We start from the raw sequence: 18,298 nt of genomic DNA, 5'->3' as shown, positions 1-18,298 counted from the left end.
TTACTTGTCCTCCACTAAAACACCGTCTGACATGCGGAGGGTTCGATCTGCAATAGATGCTACCTCTTCATCATGCGTAATAATGACAAATGTTAAATTATGTTCGATATTTAACTGCTGCATAAGCAATAAAATTTCTTGCTCTGTTTGCATATCTAAACTTCCTGTCGGTTCATCCGCTAAAATAATTGGCGGCTCCGTAATCATCGCGCGTGCAATCGATACACGTTGCTGTTGGCCGCCTGATAATTCATTTGGGTAGTGGTCCGCGACTTCCGTTAATCCAACCTTCTTTAATAGTTCTTGTACTTTCTTTTTACGAACCGCGGAGCTAACACCTTTTAGCTTTAATGGTAGCTCAATGTTTTCCACAACATTTTGCCCCGGTAGCAGCTGGAAATTTTGAAAAATGAAGCCGAAGTTTTCTAAACGGAATGCCGCGCTCTGCTTTTCATTAAAATGAGCTGTCTCTACGCCGTTCACAATAATCGAGCCTGCATCTGGCGCTAAAAATCCTGCCATTACTTGTAGTAAAGTTGATTTACCAGAGCCACTTTTTCCAACAATAGATACAATTTCTCCTTGCTGAACATTAAAGTGAATACCTTTTAGTACATCGACCTTTTTCTCTTTACCTTTTTTACCAATCGTAAATGTATGGTGTAATGATTTAACTTCAATCATGTTATCAATCCTTTATTCTTTTGTTATGTCCTTAGTGTAAACAGTAAATCTGAAGATACAGGCAGGAGCTTTATGAAGAAATTCTTAAGAAATAAAAAAAGCATTTGAAGGATGCCTAATCCTACAAATGCTTTTTAAACTTTTCACATCTCCATTATTTTAAAAGCTGTTTTGCGATAATATTTTTCATAATTTCCGTCGTCCCAGCGTAAATTGCCGCTACTGGTATATCTCGGTAACGACGGGCGATTTCATATTCCTCCATATAACCGTATCCCCCATGTAAATGCATACAATCGCCCGCTACTCTTTTTGCCATTTCGCTTATCCACCATTTCGCCATAGACACTTCTTTTACAATTTCCTCACCTGCCCTATGGCGTGCAACAAGCGAATTTACATACGTCCTCCCTAGCTCAATTTCCGTTGCCATTTCTGCAATTTTAAACTGCGTATTTTGAAAATCCGCAATACGACTCCCAAATGCTTTGCGCTCCTTAACGTATTGAGTTGTTAAGCTTAAGCATTCCTCCGCTTCAATTTGCACCTCAATTGCAACGATTAAGCGTTCTTGCTGGAGTTTATTCATTAAATAATAAAAGCCTTTCCCTTCTTCGCCGAGCAAGTTTTCTGCTGGAACTTGCACGTCTTCAAAAATGAGCTCGCCTGTATCCGCAGAATGCAAGCCAATTTTATCGAGCTTCTTGCCTCGCTTAAAGCCAGGCATACCCGTTTCAACAACGAGAAGGCTAATACCTTTATGTGCAGGTGTTATATGTGAATCTGTTTTGCAAACAACGACTACATAATCGGCATTCATACCATTCGTAATAAATGTTTTTTCTCCATTTACAATATAATGGTCCCCTTGCCTAATTGCAGTCGTTTGAATGCCAGCTAAATCCGAGCCCGCACCTGGTTCTGTCATTGCAATGGCAGAAATGAATTCCCCAGTTACACTTTTCGGTAGCCATTTTTCCTTTTGCTGATGAGTGCCGTACGCTTCTATGTACGGTGTAACAATATCCGAATGCAATACAATCCCACTCGCAAGCCCCGCACCAACACGTTCTAGTTCTTCCGTTAAAATCATAGAATAACCAAAATCTAATCCTAAGCCCCCATATTCTTCACTCACTTGTGGACATAAAAAGCCATTCGATCCAAGCTTCTCCCAAAATCCACGCGGAATATTACGGCTGCGCTCCCATTCTCCAAAATAAGGATATGCTTCTTTGTCGAGCATTTTCCGTAACGACTTACGAAACATGTCGTGCTCTTCTGTAAAAATCCCCCTCATCAACTTCACTCCTTGTCAAAAAATCAGAAAATTACATATATTTATAGTTTAATTGAAATAAGCGTGCAATGGCAATTAGTAGCGATTAATTGCCATAAAAAAAATATACCCACTTCATACAAATGAAATGAGTATATTTTTGATCAATTATTTATAGAAATTAATTGTATAAAATGGGGATTTTGCTTTATCGTAAGCGACGCCTACTAAAACACTATCCACACTATCTAATAAAACATTTGGACGGTGCCCTTTACTATTCAGCCACTCCTCATGGGCATAGAACGCATTGAACTGACCAGCTGCAATATTTTCTGCGATTACTGTAGGTTTCATGCCATTTGCATTGAAACGCTGCTTCGGTGATTGGCCTTTTAAATTTGCATGTGAAAAATATCCATTTTTAGCCATGTCATCACTATGTAGAAACGCAACATTTACTGATGCTGATTTGTTTGTTAATGCTTGTAAGCCTTCCTTTGAACGTGCTTCATTGATTAGTTCAACTAGAATTGCTTCGTGTGCACGCGCCACTTTTGCATTCCCCGCGCCCCAATAGCTTTGCTTGTTTTTCTCTTCTTCTACGTCAATCCACATTATTGAACGTACTTTGCTGTTATTGAATTTATCGTAAAAGAACGTCACAAACTTATCGTCAATAATATAAATACCGTAAATGTTTTTAAAATCATTTCCGTTATATGCATCAGAATATTTATATTGGGTGTTACCTTTCACAAAATTTTCTATTGGTTGTCCATATTTTTTTACAACATCTGCATACGTAGACGTGCCAACAGTCATTGAAAATAACTTCGTACCATTTTTCGCGGTATATTGGCCTTCAATTTCATTTGTTAATGAATCTACTCCGAAAAATTCAGTGTCCTTGTTTTGACCTGTCTGCTTCCAAGTAAAATCATATTCGCTGTTAAAGGATTTTATTGCCTTTCCCGTGAATTTATCTGTGTTAACTCCTGCAACTTCTTGTGATTCATTCGTTTTGCCTTCACTATGTTGGATTGTACGAACTAAAAATGTCGCTAGCTGGCCGCGTGACATATTATCGTTTGGCATAAAGCTTTCGCTAATTGTAATACCATTAGCGTATAGGATATTTACAAATTCATATGCCCATGTAGATTTGCTTACATCTTTAAATGTATTTTTTTGCGTTGTTGTCATATTAAAAGCATTTGCTAAAATTTTAGCAAAGTGGCTACGCTTTAAATAACCGTTCGGGTTGAATTTCCCGTCTGTTCCATCGATAATGCCTGCTTCATACGACCATTCAATTGCTTTATAGTTTGGGTGACTTGTACTTACATCTGTAAAGCCTGTATATTGACGCTCAGCAGGAATCTTTTCATGAAATAAATCATACATAATTTGCATCGATTCACTGCGAGTAATACTTTCATTCACTTTATATTGCTGCCAACCAAGCGAGTCGAATGCACCAACTTTATCTAAATAAACAATAGATGCTTGGTGTGTGCCTTGTATATCAGAAAAGTTTTTTTCGGCAAAAACTGGTACTGTTAATAATGCCCATGCAGCTACTGATAGTAATCCGTACTTCCATTTCTTCATAGTTTTTTGCCTCCCGCTAATAAATTTCATCTAATATTTATTATACAGGAAAAAACTCGGCATTTATTATAATATTTTAGCCTACTATCCGCCGTTTTTAAAAAAATCAAAAGTACTATTTTTTATCATAGCAAACCGACTAAGAACAGCATTTTGGTTTATTAAATTTTTGTGTTAAATACCAAATTTTTGTCTATAGCCGCATTTTCTACATAACTCTTCAACTGCTTCGCGTCGTGAAAATCCTTCTATTAGATTATTCGCTCTATCACTATCAACAATGTCCGAAAATGATGATTCATTGATGTTACCTAAGTTAATAACTCCTTCCCCATCTAAGCAACAAGGAACAACTGTGCCATCAACTAAAATGGCAGCTTGGCTTCGTAGAGCGTGACAAAATCCTTTGCCATTGTCCTCTGGTGCAAGTAAGCTTGGCCACTGGAATTCATGGTCTTGATTTAAATAAATATTTTTTCCAATTTTTACACCTTTACCAGGCTCAACTCGTTCTTCAATTTTGTAGTCTAAGTTATATTCTTGTTCTAATATTTCTAATGTTTCTCGGTTACGTCTTGCCGCAATTTCGGTAACCTGATCTTTTTGTAAGTTCCATAGACGGTATGAAATAATGACATTATGCTCCTGTACTTCCCGCACGAATTGTAAAATATCACCCAAATATTTCTCACGGTTTTCAGACCCTTCATGACCATCAAAGCTATGCAACGAAAAGTTAATTTGACGAAGTGCCGGCTTCCCTAATAGCTTGTGGAAGTTTTTCTTAATAAGCGTACCGTTCGTTGTAATATTTACTTTAAAGCCTTTTTCATGTGCTGCATCTAAAAGCTGATCAATACGAGGGTGCAATAACGGCTCGCCCTTTACATGTAAGTAAATGTATTTCGTATGCGGACGAATTTCATCTAAAATTTTATTAAATTGCTCGACTTTAATTAAGCCTTTTGCACGCTCTGTTGGTGGGCAAAAACTACAAGCTAAATTACAAACACTCGTTATTTCTATATATACTTTTTTAAATGTTTTCAAATTGACTTCACCATTCCAGTTCTTATATTTCGATAATCCAATCCATTTTAGCAAATTTCATAGTATGAGCGTATGAATTCGCCTTAAATAATGCCTCTCCGTATAGCGAAAGCGTTTTCAAGGAATAATAAATTTAGCTAAGTAAAAGGTATTATCGGAAAATTGGAGGGAATAAGTTTGTCCACAACTGAAAATACACTATCCATCTTCGCTTTAGGTGGTATAAATGAAATCGGTAAAAATATGTATGTTATTCAATACGAAAATGAAATTGTCATTGTCGATTGTGGCGGTAAATTTGCGGATAATAGTTTATTAGGGGTCGATTTAATCATTCCTGATCTTTCTTATTTACAAGAGCACAAGGAAAAAATAAAGGGCTTACTCGTTACCCATGGCCATGAAGACCATATTGGGGGAATCCCTTATTTATTAAAAAAATTAAATATCCCAATTTATGCGACGCGCTTTACACTCGGTTTAATTGAATTAAAATTGAAGGAACATAAACTACTGAGAGAAACGAAACTCATTGAAATTAATGCCGATTCTAAGCTAGATTTTGGTGCAATCGATGTTAGTTTCTTCAGAACGAGCCATAGTATCCCCGACTGTTTAGGAATTGTTTTTCATACACCAGAAGGAAATGTTGTCCATACGGGAGATTTTAAATTCGATTTAACACCTGTCAATGATCAATACTCCGATATTCATAAAATGGCAAATATCGGTACACAAGGAGTGCTGGCACTAATATCTGAAAGTACAAATGCTGAACGCCCTGGTTCTACCCCATCAGAACAATTAGTAGGCAGCCATATTGAAGATGCCTTTCTTAAAGCAAAACAAAAAATTTTCATTTCTACATTTGCCTCAAACGTTAATCGTGTACAGCAAATTGTCGACGCAGCATTAAAAACGAATAGAAGGCTCGTTTTGCTTGGGCGCAGTATGGTAAATGTCGTATCTGTTGCGATTGAACGTGGCTATTTAGACATTCCTGATTGGATGCTAGTAGATGCACGTGATGTGAATCGACTCCCACCCGATAAAGTTGTTGTGCTGTGCACAGGGAGTCAAGGAGAGCCTTTAGCCGCGCTTTCCAAATTGGCAAGTGGCAATAATAGGGACATAAAAGTTTATCCTGACGATACCGTTATTTTAGCTTCATCTCCTATACCAGGTAACGAGAAGCCTGTTTCAAGAATTGTCGATAATTTATTTCGTTTAGGTGCCAATGTCATTTATGGCTCTTCAAGTATTACAGGGATGCATGTATCTGGTCACGGTTATCAAGAAGACTTGAAGCTCATGATTACACTAATGAAACCAACATATTTTATACCGATTCACGGTGAATACCGAATGCTCCATTTGCATCGGTTATTAGCTGAATCGGTTGGTGTACCTCAAGAGAATGTATTTATTCTGAAAAACGGGGATGTTGTAGATATTGTAAACAAGAAAGCTAGACAGACACGTGATGTACAAGCCGGGGATACTTATGTCGATGGAATAGGTACTGATGAAGTGGAAGAAATTGTGTTACGTGACCGCAAACAGTTATCCGAAGTCGGGATGCTCGTTATTGTTTTAACGATTAGTAAAGAAGACGGCAGTATATTATCAAAGCCTGATACAATTTCTCGCGGCTTTGTTTATGCAAAAAACTCAGAGGAACTGTTAAATGACGTAAATGATATTGCTGCAACAACTGTCAGCAATTTTAATGAAGCAAATGTACATGGGATGCAAAGAGCAATAAAGAAATCAGTTGGCCAATTTATCTTTACATTAACGATGAAAAAGCCAATGATTTTGCCAATTATTATTGAAATATAATAACGCAGTCGCTACTTAGTCTTGTATTCAAATCTTAGTAGCGACTTTTTTGTGTAACATTTTAAATCATTTTTAATAACGCTTCTTCCCCAATCATTCCTTTTGTAATGCCGTGCTCTTCGGCTTCATACGTAACGGACTCCAGTGGTGCATTTAATAATTGATCGATAGTTTTCACACCAACAGCTCGGCCGGCAATAATTTTACGGTCTGCCAATTGCCTATTTAGCAGCCCTACATCTAATGCACCACACATAATATAGCCTCGGTCATTAGAAATCGTTAACAATGTTGTTTTCGGTAAAAATACTGTTACTGCTGTAAAAGAATGGCCTTGAATATTTAATATTTCAATTGAAACGATCTTGATCACTCCTCTCCTTTGTATACATATGGCGAAGAGTGAAAAGATGTTCAAATAAGTCTAAATTATCGTGTAAAAAAATTTACTTTGCGATACTTCTTCCGCACACAAATCACTTTAAACGAACATAAAGGCACTGAATAAGTGTATTTACCCATTTCTAGCTTAAAATTGTTATAGTATTCTGTTGATTTATTCGTCAAGGCGATAGCGCACGAGACGCACAAGCCAGTGAGACTGACTTATACATCTCGTTTTTGCGCTTCATGCAAGGCGCTATTGTTCAATGGTTTTCCTTCCAGACCTATTGTTATAAAGGCCCCTTCTTACCTGCATAGTGCAGACTTCATTTCGATCGGCGGTTATTCTTTTTCCCATCATAGTAATAAATAACCGGCTTTTCCTCTACAAATGTCTCGATATGAACAGAACGACCCCATAGCTGATAAATATACGGTAAAACATGCTCTAAATAATTAGCGTCCAGCTCCATTCCTTCATAGCCATGCTTTAAGTACAGCTCGCCATTACGCAAATAGTCACCGTTTTCTACAACAATATACGGGAAACCTCCGTTTACGCGCATCGATACAAGCTGATCACGCACTTCTTCGTAATCCTTATCAGTTATACGATATTCATCATCTTTTTTAGCAAACAAATAAAGATCTTCTCGCTTAACTAAATCCTTCGTTAAATAGTTACGAATAAAGGAAATATCCGATTCAATTTCTCGTACTTCAAAAATTTTTTCTCGACCAGAATTCGGTTGCACACCAAATCGTAGCATTTCCTCGGTCGGCTCATTATAGCGTCTCTCGATATCCTCGAAAATCTTAATACCTAAATAATATGGGTTAATAGATGTTTTAGAAGGTTGCACAACACCAGCATTTAATTTGGCATATTCTATCGTTTCTGACGTCGTTAAATTCAATTCTCTCATGATGCGCTGATGCCAGAAAGATGCCCAACCTTCATTCATAATTTTCGTTTCTAGTTGTGGCCAAAAATAGAGCATTTCCTCACGTAACATAGTTAATATATCTCGTTGCCATTCTTCTAATTCACGACTATGCTGCTCAATAAATAATAGTAAATCTTTTTCTGGTGATGGTGGGAATGCCTTTTTTTGTTTTACCTTCTCCGTTTTCTTCTCCGGCTGATCGATGCTCCATAAATCGTCATATGGTGTTTTGTGTATTACAATATATTCTTCATCCAAGTCGTCATCTTTCATCGTTAGCTGCGGCCTTAAAATAGAAGGATCGATATGCTCTTGAATTGCTAACACAGCATCTAAAAACTTTTCTACTTCATCTTTACCGTAAAGCAATTCATAATTAGCAATTCGTTCTGCTGTCGCCGTCATACTTTCGACCATATCTCGCCTTGTATTCGAGAAGCGAACATTATTTTTAAAGAAATCACAATGTGCCAATACGTGTGCAATAATTAATTTATTTTGTGTCAATGTATTCGTATCAAGTAAAAAGGCATAGCAAGGATTTGAGTTAATGACAAGCTCATATATTTGACTAAGTCCTAAATCATATTGCAACTTCATTTTATGAAATTGTTTACCGAAGCTCCAATGAGTAAAGCGAGTTGGCATCCCATAAGCACCGAATGTATAAATAATATCTGCAGGACAAATCTCGTAGCGCATCGGGAAAAAATCCAAACCAAATCCTTTTGCAATTTCCGTTATTTCATCAATTGCTCGATTTAGCCCTTTTTCCATTCTTGAACCCCCTTCCCGTAAAATGTCGAATACTTTCCATTTTCCATAGACGTTTATACAAGCTCTTGCTAATTACCGTATACATGTATTTACACTGGAGACTCTTCTTTTTTGAAGAAGCTCTTTAATGCCGCATAAACATCAGTTTTATATTTCAAAATGTAGTGGCGAAATTTCGGGTCCTCTATTTTTTTGTAGGTGGACATTAGTGATGAAATGCGACTATACGCATTGACCTCGCCATATCCAAACATTTGCGATACTGCCATTAGCTCCTGCACTAATTTTATGCAGCGTTCATTATCCGATGATAAATTTTCACCGTCTGAAAAATGCACAGGATAAATATTGAACCGGGACGGCGAGTATTTTTGCTGAATTAACTCTAACGCTTTCGAATAGGCAGATGAACAAACTGTCCCTCCACTTTGACCTTTCGTAAAAAATTCTTCCTCTGTTACAACTTTCGCTTCCGTATGATGTGCAATAAATTCAATTTCAACTGTCGTATACTTAGAACGTAAAAATTTTGTCATCCAAAAGAAAAAGCTTCTAGCACATGATTTTTCAAAATTCCCCATTGAGCCACTCGTATCCATCATGGCAAGAACAACTGCCTTCGATTCAGGTTTTACTACTTCATCCCATACTTTAAAACGTAAATCGTCGTTATGAAATGGTGTAAGGGATGCCTTGCCCTTTATGGCATTCCGCTTAATCGCCGTTAAAATTGTTTGTTTTTTATCAATATTGCCCATTAACCCTTTTTTTCGAATATCATTGAATTCAATTTTATCTGTCGGTATATCGGCAGTTTCTTTTTGCTGTAAATTTGGTAGCTCTAACTGCTGAAATAAAATGTCCTGCACTTCTTCAAAACTGACCTCAGCTTCGTAATAGTCGTCCCCAGGTTTATCTCCAGCTTTCGTACCTTGCCCCGCGCCCTTGCTCTTTCCTGCACTGCCATCACGGGCTACTACATCGCCTACTTTACTATCTCCTTGTCCTTGACCAACATGCTTTGATTTGTCATAGTTATAACGAATTTTATATTCATCTAAAGAACGAATAGGAATTTTAATGACATCTCTGCCATTCGATAAAATAATGTTTTCTTCACTTATTAAATCCGGTAGATTGTTTTTTATTGCCTCATCTACTTTTTCTTTATGGCGTTGTTGGTCTTGATGTCCTTTGCGATGGAGTGACCAATCTTCCCGAGAGATGACAAAGCGGCTATTATCGTCTTCGCTCATATATATCCTCCCTCAAAAAATTCTTTGTCTATCATATGCGATTTTTTGTCGGTATTTCACTAAATTTAAGAAATAAAAAAATGTCCAAAAAGTTTGAAGCACACTTTTTGGACATTCGTTAAAATATTAGCGGTTTAATAAGCTACCTACATAGCGTAATAACTCATTAGCTGAAGTTGAGTTATACCCATGCTCATTAATAAGCGTAGCAACGACTTCATTGATTCTTTTCAACTGGGACTCATCTGGTGTTTGTGAAGATGTTGTAATTTTCACGATATCTTTTAAGTCCGCAAACAATTTCTTTTGAATCGCATCTCGCAAACGATCATGAGAGTTATAATCAAACCGCTTTCCTTTGCGTGCAAATGCAGACAAACGAATTAAAATTTCTTCACGAAATGCCTTTTTCGCATTTTCAGAAATACCAATTTGTTCTTCAATGGAACGCATTAGTTTTTCGTCCGGATTCATTTCTTCTCCCGTTAGCGGATCATGCAGTTTATTTTTATTGCAATAGGCTTCGACATTATCAAGATAATTATTCATTAATGTTTTAGCCGATTCTTCATACGAGTAAACAAATGCTTTTTGCACTTCATTTTTCGCAATATCGTCGTATTCACGTCTCGCTACTGCAATGTAGTTCATATATTTTTTTCTGTCTTCTTCAGAAATCGAAGCATGCTGATCAAGACCATCTTTAAGTGAGCGTAACACATCTAATGCATTAATCGAAGGTACTTCCTTGCGAATAATGGCAGAAGAAATACGGTTAATAACATAGCGGGGGTCAATGCCATTCATACCCTCATTTGGGTACTCTTTTTTCAATTCCTCGATATCGACCGCGTTATAGCCCTCCACACTTTCGCCGTCGTATAGGCGCATTTTCTTGACGACATCAACACCTTGCTTTTTCGGTACTTCTAATCTTGTTAATACAGAGAAAATCGCAGCAACACGTAGTGCATGTGGTGCAATATGCACATGTGCCATATCGCTTTCATTAATCATTTTTTCATAAATTCGCTCTTCCTGACTAACTTTCAAATTATAAGGAATTGGCATGACAATGATACGAGAATGTAATGCCTCATTCTTTTTATTCGCAATAAACGTACGATATTCCGTTTCATTCGTATGCGCAACAATCAGTTCGTCTGCACTTATTAATGCAAAGCGTCCTGCTTTAAAATTTCCTTCCTGCGTCAAAGATAACAAATGCCATAAAAACTTTTCATCTAATTTCAGCATTTCCTGGAACTCCATCATACCGCGATTTGCTTTGTTTAACTCTCCATCAAATCGATACGCACGTGGATCTGATTCTGAACCATATTCTGCAATTGTTGAAAAGTCAATACTACCTGTCAAATCTGCAATATCCTGTGATTTCGGGTCAGACGGCGTAAATGTCCCGATACCTACGCGTTTATCTTCAGCAAAGAAAATTCTTTCTACGCGGACATTTTCAATTTGTCCATCATATTCTTGTTCGAGACGCATCGTATTAAGTGGTGACAGGCTCCCTTCAATACGTATCCCGTACTCTTCATAAAAATCACTGCGTAAATGCTGAGGGATAAGATGAAGTGGGTCCTCGTGCATAGGGCATCCTTTTATCGCGTAAACCGCGCCTTCATCTGTGCGAGAATATTGCTCAAGCCCATTTTTCAACAACGTTACAATTGTTGACTTCCCGCCACTTACTGGGCCCATTAATAACAAAATTCGTTTGCGAACATCTAGCCTTTTTGCTGCAGGATGGAAATACTCTTCTACGAGTCGCTCCAATGCCATTTCAAGACCGAAAATTTCTTTACCAAAAAACCCAAACATTTTTTGCCCATCACGTTCTTCGACACCGGCGCTTTTGATCATATTATAAACGCGTGAATGAGCTGTTTGTGCAACTTCTGGTCTTTCCTTTACAATCTGCAAATACTCTGCAAAACTGCCTTCCCACTTCAGCCTGTTTTCTTCTTCCCTGTAACTTCTGATTTTATTTAAAATGTCGATTGTTTTCCCTCCATTCAGGGCGCGGTTTATACATAGTATGAAGAGAGGGAAATTATGATACCTACTATTTAGTTAATCGTTTTCTCATATTTTTGAGCGCAGTAGTCTAACGCAATTTATCTTATCCCTGATTCCATTCTTCGCTCATGTTTTTTTGCTAAGTATTAATTACCTCTAAATTGTTAATATTGGTAAAAAAGGAGGTGTGTTATTTTATGGCAACAAACGTGCTTTGTGAAGTAAACAGCTGTTCGTTTTGGGCAACTGGAAACAAATGTGATGCAGCAGCTATTTATGTAGTATCGAGTCGCAGTGATGACCAAGCCTCCACGAGTGAAGAGACGGATTGCAAAACATTTGTAAAGAAAGACGAGCATCCTTATAGCGAAAATTAAGTTCTCCTCGCTAAAACTCATCAATTTTTTTACCTTAAGTTAACTCCTTGTCAACTATTAATTATGCTTAAAAGGAACAGCGAATCATCCGATTAATGATTCGCTGTTCCTTTTGTATTTAAGCATCTAATTTGTTCAAAGTTCATTGCCAATTTTTCACTTGTACTCGTTCAAGTTCATGTTTCTTTATTATAACACTTATTTTTTGATACCATTGTTCGCATAGCTCATATGCTTCTGTATATTCATCATCATCTTTTGAAACGGGCCTACTTTCCTCCATAAATATACATTCAATGATTGGATCGGATAAATCATCAATGACAATTTTTAAAGATAGTTTGGATACTGTTTCGTCTTTTTCCTCTGTTTCTTCATCCTCTTCTTCCACCTCAGAAATAAAAATATCTTCTTTTATAAGTAAAGCTCCACCTTGAGAACCATTTATAGTATTAACCATTAAAATAATGTCATCTTCTACTATAGCGACTTCGTATATACCACCGAAGTGTATTTCTTTCTTTGTTACTTCAGCGTCCCAATCTTCTTTGTTAGCAAAACATAGTGTATTCGTTCGGGTATCTAGTAATAATGCATTTAAGTAATCATTACATACTGTATAATGCGTATGCGGAATTTTTTTAAATGCTTCTTCACTATCCTTTTCCATTTCGGCAATTTTTATATTGAATTCATGTCTTGCTTTCAAATAACTACGCACTCCAAATAATAATAGCGCAATTGCAACAAAGAAATAAATCCGTTTAACTACAGATGTCTCCATTTCATATGCTAGAAATAAATAGACAGTACTAAGAAAAAATAGGAATACTGTTTTCATAAAAACCCCACCTCAAAAAGATAGTAAATAGATTAATCCTTTTAATTGAAATCTTATTCAATAGATTCACTTATCATTCTTAAATATGTAATTGTTTGCTCGCCTTTTTTATGGAGTGGTACTGTTCTGTAAAAGAAAAAAGCAGCTACAACGCAATTATTGCCGTTGTAGCTGCTCTTTATATAATTTTCGCAGTAAACACTTACCCCTAAGTGATTGCTGGCATTAAGTCGATTTATGCGTTGAGTATGGATAGTAGAACAGATGGTATAAATGATAATCCAAACAATAGCATATACCACAAAGATACCCGACGTAACGAGAATCGAATTTGTTTTTTTTCAGAATAAAAAATATCCAACACAATACCAACAACAAGTGGTATTGTCACACATGAACTAGCAATTAACAATAAATCAATAACATTCATCGTGCATCCCTCTATTCGTGAACATTTTACTTCTCCCTTTGTGACAACTTTGTGTCAAAACAATCATACACATTTTAGCTATATTTTGTCAATATTATTATATTTAAATACAAAATTTCGTTTTCGAAATGTGTATCCGACCGCGAATCCTACCCCACTTCCACAGAATTGAAACGCTTTAGCAAATAAAAAAAGCTCACCAACCGAAAGATTTCAGTTAGTGAGCTTTATGACTTTTGTAGTTTATTTAATTGCTAATTATTTAATTTTGCAATTTTCTTACCCTCTATATTTAATCGTTAAGCCTTTTAAGAAATTCCTAGCAAAACGGTCGCCGCATTCTTTGTAGTTTTTATGGCTAGGGTTACGTAAAATTGCGCCTAGTTCCCCTTTCGAAACCGTTACGCCACCTTCGTATAATAGATCTAGCATATCTTCACTCGTTAATGACAAAGCGATTTTCACTTTCTTTAACAACATATTATTTGGACTTTCTTTCCCTGTTACCGGCATTGGTCCCGCGGGTTGACCATCTTTAGGCTGCTGCGGTCCTCTTTTAAAAATTATAAAGCCATTTAAAAAAGCTTCTAGCATTTTATTTGTACATTTTATATGGTTTTCACCATCATAAAAATCTGCTTCTTCCTCTTCATTTTTCGGTTTTGTCAGAAGCTTTAGCACATCTTCCTTGGAAATTTCAAAACCACCAAGTTTAAAAATTTCTACCATATCTACATTTTTAATATCTAACGCATAGCGTAAGCGAATTAACATATCATTCGTTGTCATTTTATTAAAACCTCCTAAATTCTTCTCCAAACAGGACTCCGTTTCGCTGTGCTCGGAAAAAGTTCTAGGCATAATTATAACAGAGGTAACTACATTTTTAGCTAACTAACTAATATTAATTCACACATTTCGAATTGTATCGCTTTATTTTTCAGCAATACTAACACCCACAATTACCACATTCTTAAATGTATTAAAAACGAATGCTCGACCATTCTAATATCACCACAAGGAGGTGATTAAAATGGCTCGAAGCTCAAATAAACTACAAGTACCAGGTGTACAAGAAGCAGTTAATCAAATGAAATATGAAATTGCACAAGAGTTTGGTGTAAAGCTTGGGGGAGAAGCTTCTTCTCGCGCAAACGGGTCAGTTGGTGGAGAAATCACTAAACGACTTGTTGCAATGGCTGAAAAACAGACGAAGGGAAATTTTGAAAATTAATCCTTTTGATCTGATAAGCACATTAAAACTACTGCTAATTCAATTTTAAATGAAAAAACGGAGCAAAAAACAATCTCTTTACGGACTTTCTTATCCTATAAGCCTTATACAAAAAGCTTGATGGGGCTCTGGTCGCCGCCCCATCAACTACTGTTTAAGCCTAAATTAGTTTTTTAAAATTTCAACAATTTCGTTTTGCATCTTCTTGTATCGGCTCCAACTGAAACGTTCCTATCATAAACTGTGTATAACATCTTCTTCACCTCAACCGTAGTATAAGGTGGATTTTATCAGATTCTCATTTTTCTTCAGATAATGCCACATTTAGTCCTCGATTATTTTTTCACAAACGGCATACATAATAATTTCACTTTTACTGTACACTAAGCTCCATGTATGACGATTTGAATTTGCAATAGTAGTTAATCCTTGGCATAAAAAATCACTTGTAAAAGGGTGCATAAAATGAAGACTATACTGGCCATCTATAAAAAAGATTTTCGAAACATCCTTTCTAACTGGGTTGCATTAATAGTTATTTTGGCATTAATTATTCTTCCCTCTTTATATGCTTGGTTCAATATAAAAGCCTCCTGGGATCCTTATAGCAATACTAGTGGGATTTTAGTTGCTTTAGTGAATAATGACAAAGGGGCTGTATATCAAGGAAGGAGCTTTAACACTGGAAATGAGCTTATAGATAAACTGAAAGAAAATGAAAGTATCGGTTGGAGATTTGTAAATAAAGAAGAAGCAGATAATGGTGTGAGGTACGGCAAGTATTACGCTAGTATAACGATACCAGAGGATTTTTCACAAAATATCGTTAGCATTACTCAAAACCAACCCCATAAAGCAGAATTAATTTATACAGTAAACGAAAAGAAAAATGCAGTTGCACCTAAAATAACGAAAAGCGGAGTAACAACAATTCAACAACAAGTAACTTCCAACATTGTAGAAACAGTAAATTACCTGATATTCAACATTTTTAACACGCTCAGTGTGGAATTAACAGAAAAAAAACCCCAGATTGAGCACTTAATCGATATTATTTATGAGGTTGATCAAAAAATACCTGCCATAAACAAAGTCGTAAATGATGCTTATGAAGGAGCTGTCACTTTACAGACCGTCGTTAACCACGTTCAGTCAAATATGCCCTTAATTAAAGATACGGTAATTAAAGCTTCAGACACAGCTATAAAAAGTAGGGAATTTTTGAATAGAGTTAAGGATGCCTTAGGTAATGTTAATCCTTATATCATAGATAGTATGACAGGTTTGAAAACTGCTACTGAGATTTCCAATACTTTTATTACTAACACCATAACCTTGATTGAATCTGCTCCCACAGAGGCTAGAGACCTTCTAGTAGCAGCTAGAGATCATTACGCACAAGCTCAAAAAACGATATCCAATTTATCGGATTATATTAATTCTTTAAATACGATAACGAACACTAATAACCTTTCAGCTACTTTAGATAGTTGGCAAACACAAGAAAATCAACTCCAAAACTTATTTGAAACAACTGACATGATCATAAACGATATCGATAATAAAAAGCAGATTTCCTTAGATCTTCTGACAAAACTAAAAAATGATTCCCAAGCTTTAGGAAATGCATTAGACAATATGGTACAAAGCTATGACAGCACTATTGCTCCCTCCGTGGATAAAACCATCAATGAAGCTATTTCTGTCGTTAATAATACTAATAAGCTTTTGCAAGACGCTAACAGAGATTTCCCTGTATTGGAGGACGTATTAAATACAGCAAACTCTACCTTAAATATTGGCATTAAAGATATTGAATACTTAAGAAAAGAACTTCCTTTAATCGGAAATTCCATTCAGTCCACTGCACAAAAATTAAAAACGTTAAACCAAGAACAGCAGTTCAATGAAATTCTAAGACTTTTACGACTAGAGGCCAAAAAGGAAGCAGAATTTTTAGCATCTCCAGTGGATATAAAGCAAAACAGTGTATATGCAATACCCAACTATGGTTCTGCCATGTCGCCATTTTTCACTACTTTGTCCTTATGGGTAGGAGCATTAATATTAGTATCCTTACTTTCTGTAAATGCCATTTCACCTTCAGAAAAAGTGAATAATTCGGGTATTCGAAAAGCTTATATTGGAAGATACCTCACCTTTGTAACTATAGCGGTATTACAAGCATTGATTGTAACGTTAGGTGATTTATATTTACTTAAGGCTTATGTTGTGAATAAGACCCTTTTTATTTTATATGGTGTTTTTATTAGCATCGTTTTTTGCATGATTGTCTACACGTTAGTTTCAGTTTTTGGGAATATTGGAAAAGCGATTGCGATGATTCTTTTAGTGCTACAAATATCTGCCTCTGGAGGGACATTCCCTATTGAAGTTATGCCAGAATTTTTTCAAACGATCAATCCCATGCTGCCTTTTACTTATGCAATAGCAGGCATGAGAGAAGCAGTAGGTGGCGTTCTTTGGAGTGTGCTTTTTGAAAACGCTGCTATCTTACTCGGATATTTTGTCGTATTTTTAGTGATTGGACTTGCATGGAAGGCACCATTAAGAGCACAGGTTGCAAAATTCTCAGAAAAGTTTAAAGAAAGCGGTCTAATTGATGAATGACATATAAAAAAACTCTTTCTAATAGTAGTGTGATTAGAAGTGCTTAATTACTAAAAAAGTTGTACAAATTAACTGAAGCAAAATAATCACTATAAGTTATGGTAGAGCTAAATGGTTTCAGAAATAAATGTACAATTAGAAACAGACGATTTAAAAGCGCTCCTTAGCGTTTTTCTAAATCGTCTGCATTTCTATTTTCCCGATTTTAATGGCCGTCTTATTCTAACTCCAACTATGCACCCGACCTTTGTAAGTTGCTGCACTGGGGGTTTGATTTGCACCATCCTCCTGTTAAATCAGTTGATAAAATAGGCCGTGTTGTGTGCAGTACCAAAGCAAAGTTCCATGTTTACGCTTAGGAAGGTATGTTTGTAATGCCCATTCCGGATATTGCTTAATAATTTGCACTTGATCTCCTGTAGCAAAAGCAATAAATGAAATATAATGATCTTTAGTCATTGGATGGTCGCTTGAAATATACAACTGATCTTCAATTTGTGAAACCTCCAACTTCTCTTCGTCTATCGCTTTGGTCGGCACTAAAGCATCCAACTTTCTCCCACAGCAAGAAATCGTTGCGTTACCTGTGGATAAAACAATATTATTACATGACGTACATACAAAATAATTTGATTTTTTCATATTTCCTCCTACAAAATCATTGGTGGTAAGTTCACCATCCAGAATATCTTCAATGTTTACACCGAGGAGGGAAGACAAATCGGGCAATAGGGATACGTCTGGACATCCCTGCCCCCGCTCCCATTTTGAAATTGTTCGGTCAGAAATATTCATCCGATCAGCTAATTCTTTCTGTGTGAACCCTTTTTCCTTCCGCAATTTTAAAATTAAATTACCAATTTTACTACTATCCATCTCTTCACCTCCTGATACATTTATCATAATTGGTAA

At 36.3% G+C, this 18,298-nt stretch carries 15 protein-coding genes; 4 read left to right on the top strand and 11 right to left on the bottom strand.

Translation table 11 applies throughout. The features are described 5' to 3' along the window. The 4 genes from AAFN87_RS18495 to AAFN87_RS18480 form a co-directional block, all read right to left on the bottom strand. Nucleotides 1-684, bottom strand: a complete 684-nt coding sequence (locus tag AAFN87_RS18495) for an ABC transporter ATP-binding protein (protein WP_347792535.1) — start codon at nucleotides 682-684, stop codon at nucleotides 1-3. 154 nt (nucleotides 685-838) lie between these two features. Next, the gene (locus tag AAFN87_RS18490; protein WP_347792534.1) at nucleotides 839-1,984 is read right to left on the bottom strand and encodes an acyl-CoA dehydrogenase family protein; all 1,146 of its coding nucleotides are present in this window, start codon (nucleotides 1,982-1,984) and stop codon (nucleotides 839-841) included. 147 nt (nucleotides 1,985-2,131) lie between these two features. Continuing rightward, the gene (locus AAFN87_RS18485; protein ID WP_347792533.1) at nucleotides 2,132-3,577 is read right to left on the bottom strand and encodes an S-layer homology domain-containing protein; all 1,446 of its coding nucleotides are present in this window, start codon (nucleotides 3,575-3,577) and stop codon (nucleotides 2,132-2,134) included. A 174-nt stretch (nucleotides 3,578-3,751) separates the two neighbouring features. Beyond that, on the bottom strand, nucleotides 3,752-4,627 hold the full coding sequence (locus AAFN87_RS18480) for a radical SAM/SPASM domain-containing protein (protein WP_347792532.1): 876 nt from the start codon (nucleotides 4,625-4,627) through the stop codon (nucleotides 3,752-3,754). Between the two features lie 177 nt (nucleotides 4,628-4,804). On the opposite strand from AAFN87_RS18480, the gene AAFN87_RS18475 reads away from it, so the two are divergent. Next, nucleotides 4,805-6,469, top strand: a complete 1,665-nt coding sequence (locus AAFN87_RS18475) for a ribonuclease J (protein ID WP_347792531.1) — start codon at nucleotides 4,805-4,807, stop codon at nucleotides 6,467-6,469. Between the two features lie 61 nt (nucleotides 6,470-6,530). Here AAFN87_RS18475 and AAFN87_RS18470 read toward each other — a convergent pair whose 3' ends face one another. The 4 genes from AAFN87_RS18470 to AAFN87_RS18455 form a co-directional block, all read right to left on the bottom strand. Then, nucleotides 6,531-6,833 carry a YunC family protein gene (locus AAFN87_RS18470; RefSeq protein WP_347792601.1) on the bottom strand — a complete coding sequence of 101 codons (303 nt, stop codon included), beginning with the start codon at nucleotides 6,831-6,833 and terminating at the stop codon, nucleotides 6,531-6,533. Nucleotides 6,834-7,179: 346 nt separating this feature from the next. Beyond that, a complete protein-coding gene (locus tag AAFN87_RS18465; RefSeq protein WP_347792530.1) occupies nucleotides 7,180-8,577 on the bottom strand; it encodes a SpoVR family protein in 1,398 nt (465 codons plus the stop codon). A gap of 89 nt (nucleotides 8,578-8,666) precedes the next feature. Next, nucleotides 8,667-9,833: a sporulation protein YhbH gene (yhbH, locus tag AAFN87_RS18460; RefSeq protein ID WP_347792529.1), complete on the bottom strand. Its 1,167-nt coding sequence runs from the start codon at nucleotides 9,831-9,833 to the stop codon at nucleotides 8,667-8,669. A gap of 126 nt (nucleotides 9,834-9,959) precedes the next feature. Then, nucleotides 9,960-11,855: a PrkA family serine protein kinase gene (locus AAFN87_RS18455; RefSeq protein ID WP_347792600.1), complete on the bottom strand. Its 1,896-nt coding sequence runs from the start codon at nucleotides 11,853-11,855 to the stop codon at nucleotides 9,960-9,962. 215 nt (nucleotides 11,856-12,070) lie between these two features. Between AAFN87_RS18455 and AAFN87_RS18450 the strand changes: the two genes are divergently transcribed. Then, nucleotides 12,071-12,250: a DUF1540 domain-containing protein gene (locus AAFN87_RS18450; RefSeq protein ID WP_347792528.1), complete on the top strand. Its 180-nt coding sequence runs from the start codon at nucleotides 12,071-12,073 to the stop codon at nucleotides 12,248-12,250. Nucleotides 12,251-12,392: 142 nt separating this feature from the next. Here the strand turns inward: AAFN87_RS18450 and AAFN87_RS18445 are convergent, their stop codons facing one another. Beyond that, on the bottom strand, nucleotides 12,393-13,091 hold the full coding sequence (locus AAFN87_RS18445; protein WP_347792527.1) for a hypothetical protein: 699 nt from the start codon (nucleotides 13,089-13,091) through the stop codon (nucleotides 12,393-12,395). Nucleotides 13,092-13,800: 709 nt separating this feature from the next. Next, nucleotides 13,801-14,310, bottom strand: coding sequence for a YehS family protein (locus AAFN87_RS18440; RefSeq protein ID WP_347792526.1), 510 nt, complete (start codon nucleotides 14,308-14,310; stop codon nucleotides 13,801-13,803). A gap of 244 nt (nucleotides 14,311-14,554) precedes the next feature. Between AAFN87_RS18440 and AAFN87_RS18435 the strand changes: the two genes are divergently transcribed. Together AAFN87_RS18435 and AAFN87_RS18430 are read left to right on the top strand one after the other, a co-directional pair. Beyond that, nucleotides 14,555-14,755 (top strand): alpha/beta-type small acid-soluble spore protein, encoded by a 201-nt coding sequence (locus AAFN87_RS18435; protein WP_347792525.1) that lies wholly within the window; start codon nucleotides 14,555-14,557, stop codon nucleotides 14,753-14,755. Between the two features lie 465 nt (nucleotides 14,756-15,220). Next, on the top strand, nucleotides 15,221-17,386 hold the full coding sequence (locus AAFN87_RS18430; RefSeq protein ID WP_347792524.1) for a YhgE/Pip family protein: 2,166 nt from the start codon (nucleotides 15,221-15,223) through the stop codon (nucleotides 17,384-17,386). Between the two features lie 291 nt (nucleotides 17,387-17,677). Here AAFN87_RS18430 and AAFN87_RS18425 read toward each other — a convergent pair whose 3' ends face one another. Next, nucleotides 17,678-18,262, bottom strand: a complete 585-nt coding sequence (locus AAFN87_RS18425) for a helix-turn-helix domain-containing protein (protein WP_347792523.1) — start codon at nucleotides 18,260-18,262, stop codon at nucleotides 17,678-17,680. Nucleotides 18,263-18,298: the final 36 nt, after the last annotated feature.

Origin of the sequence: Solibacillus sp. CAU 1738 (assembly GCF_039888725.1) — a bacterium.
Taxonomy (GTDB): domain Bacteria; phylum Bacillota; class Bacilli; order Bacillales_A; family Planococcaceae; genus Metasolibacillus.
The sequence above is the reverse complement of the archived record's forward strand: the minus strand, read 5'-3'. Positions and strand labels throughout refer to the sequence as shown.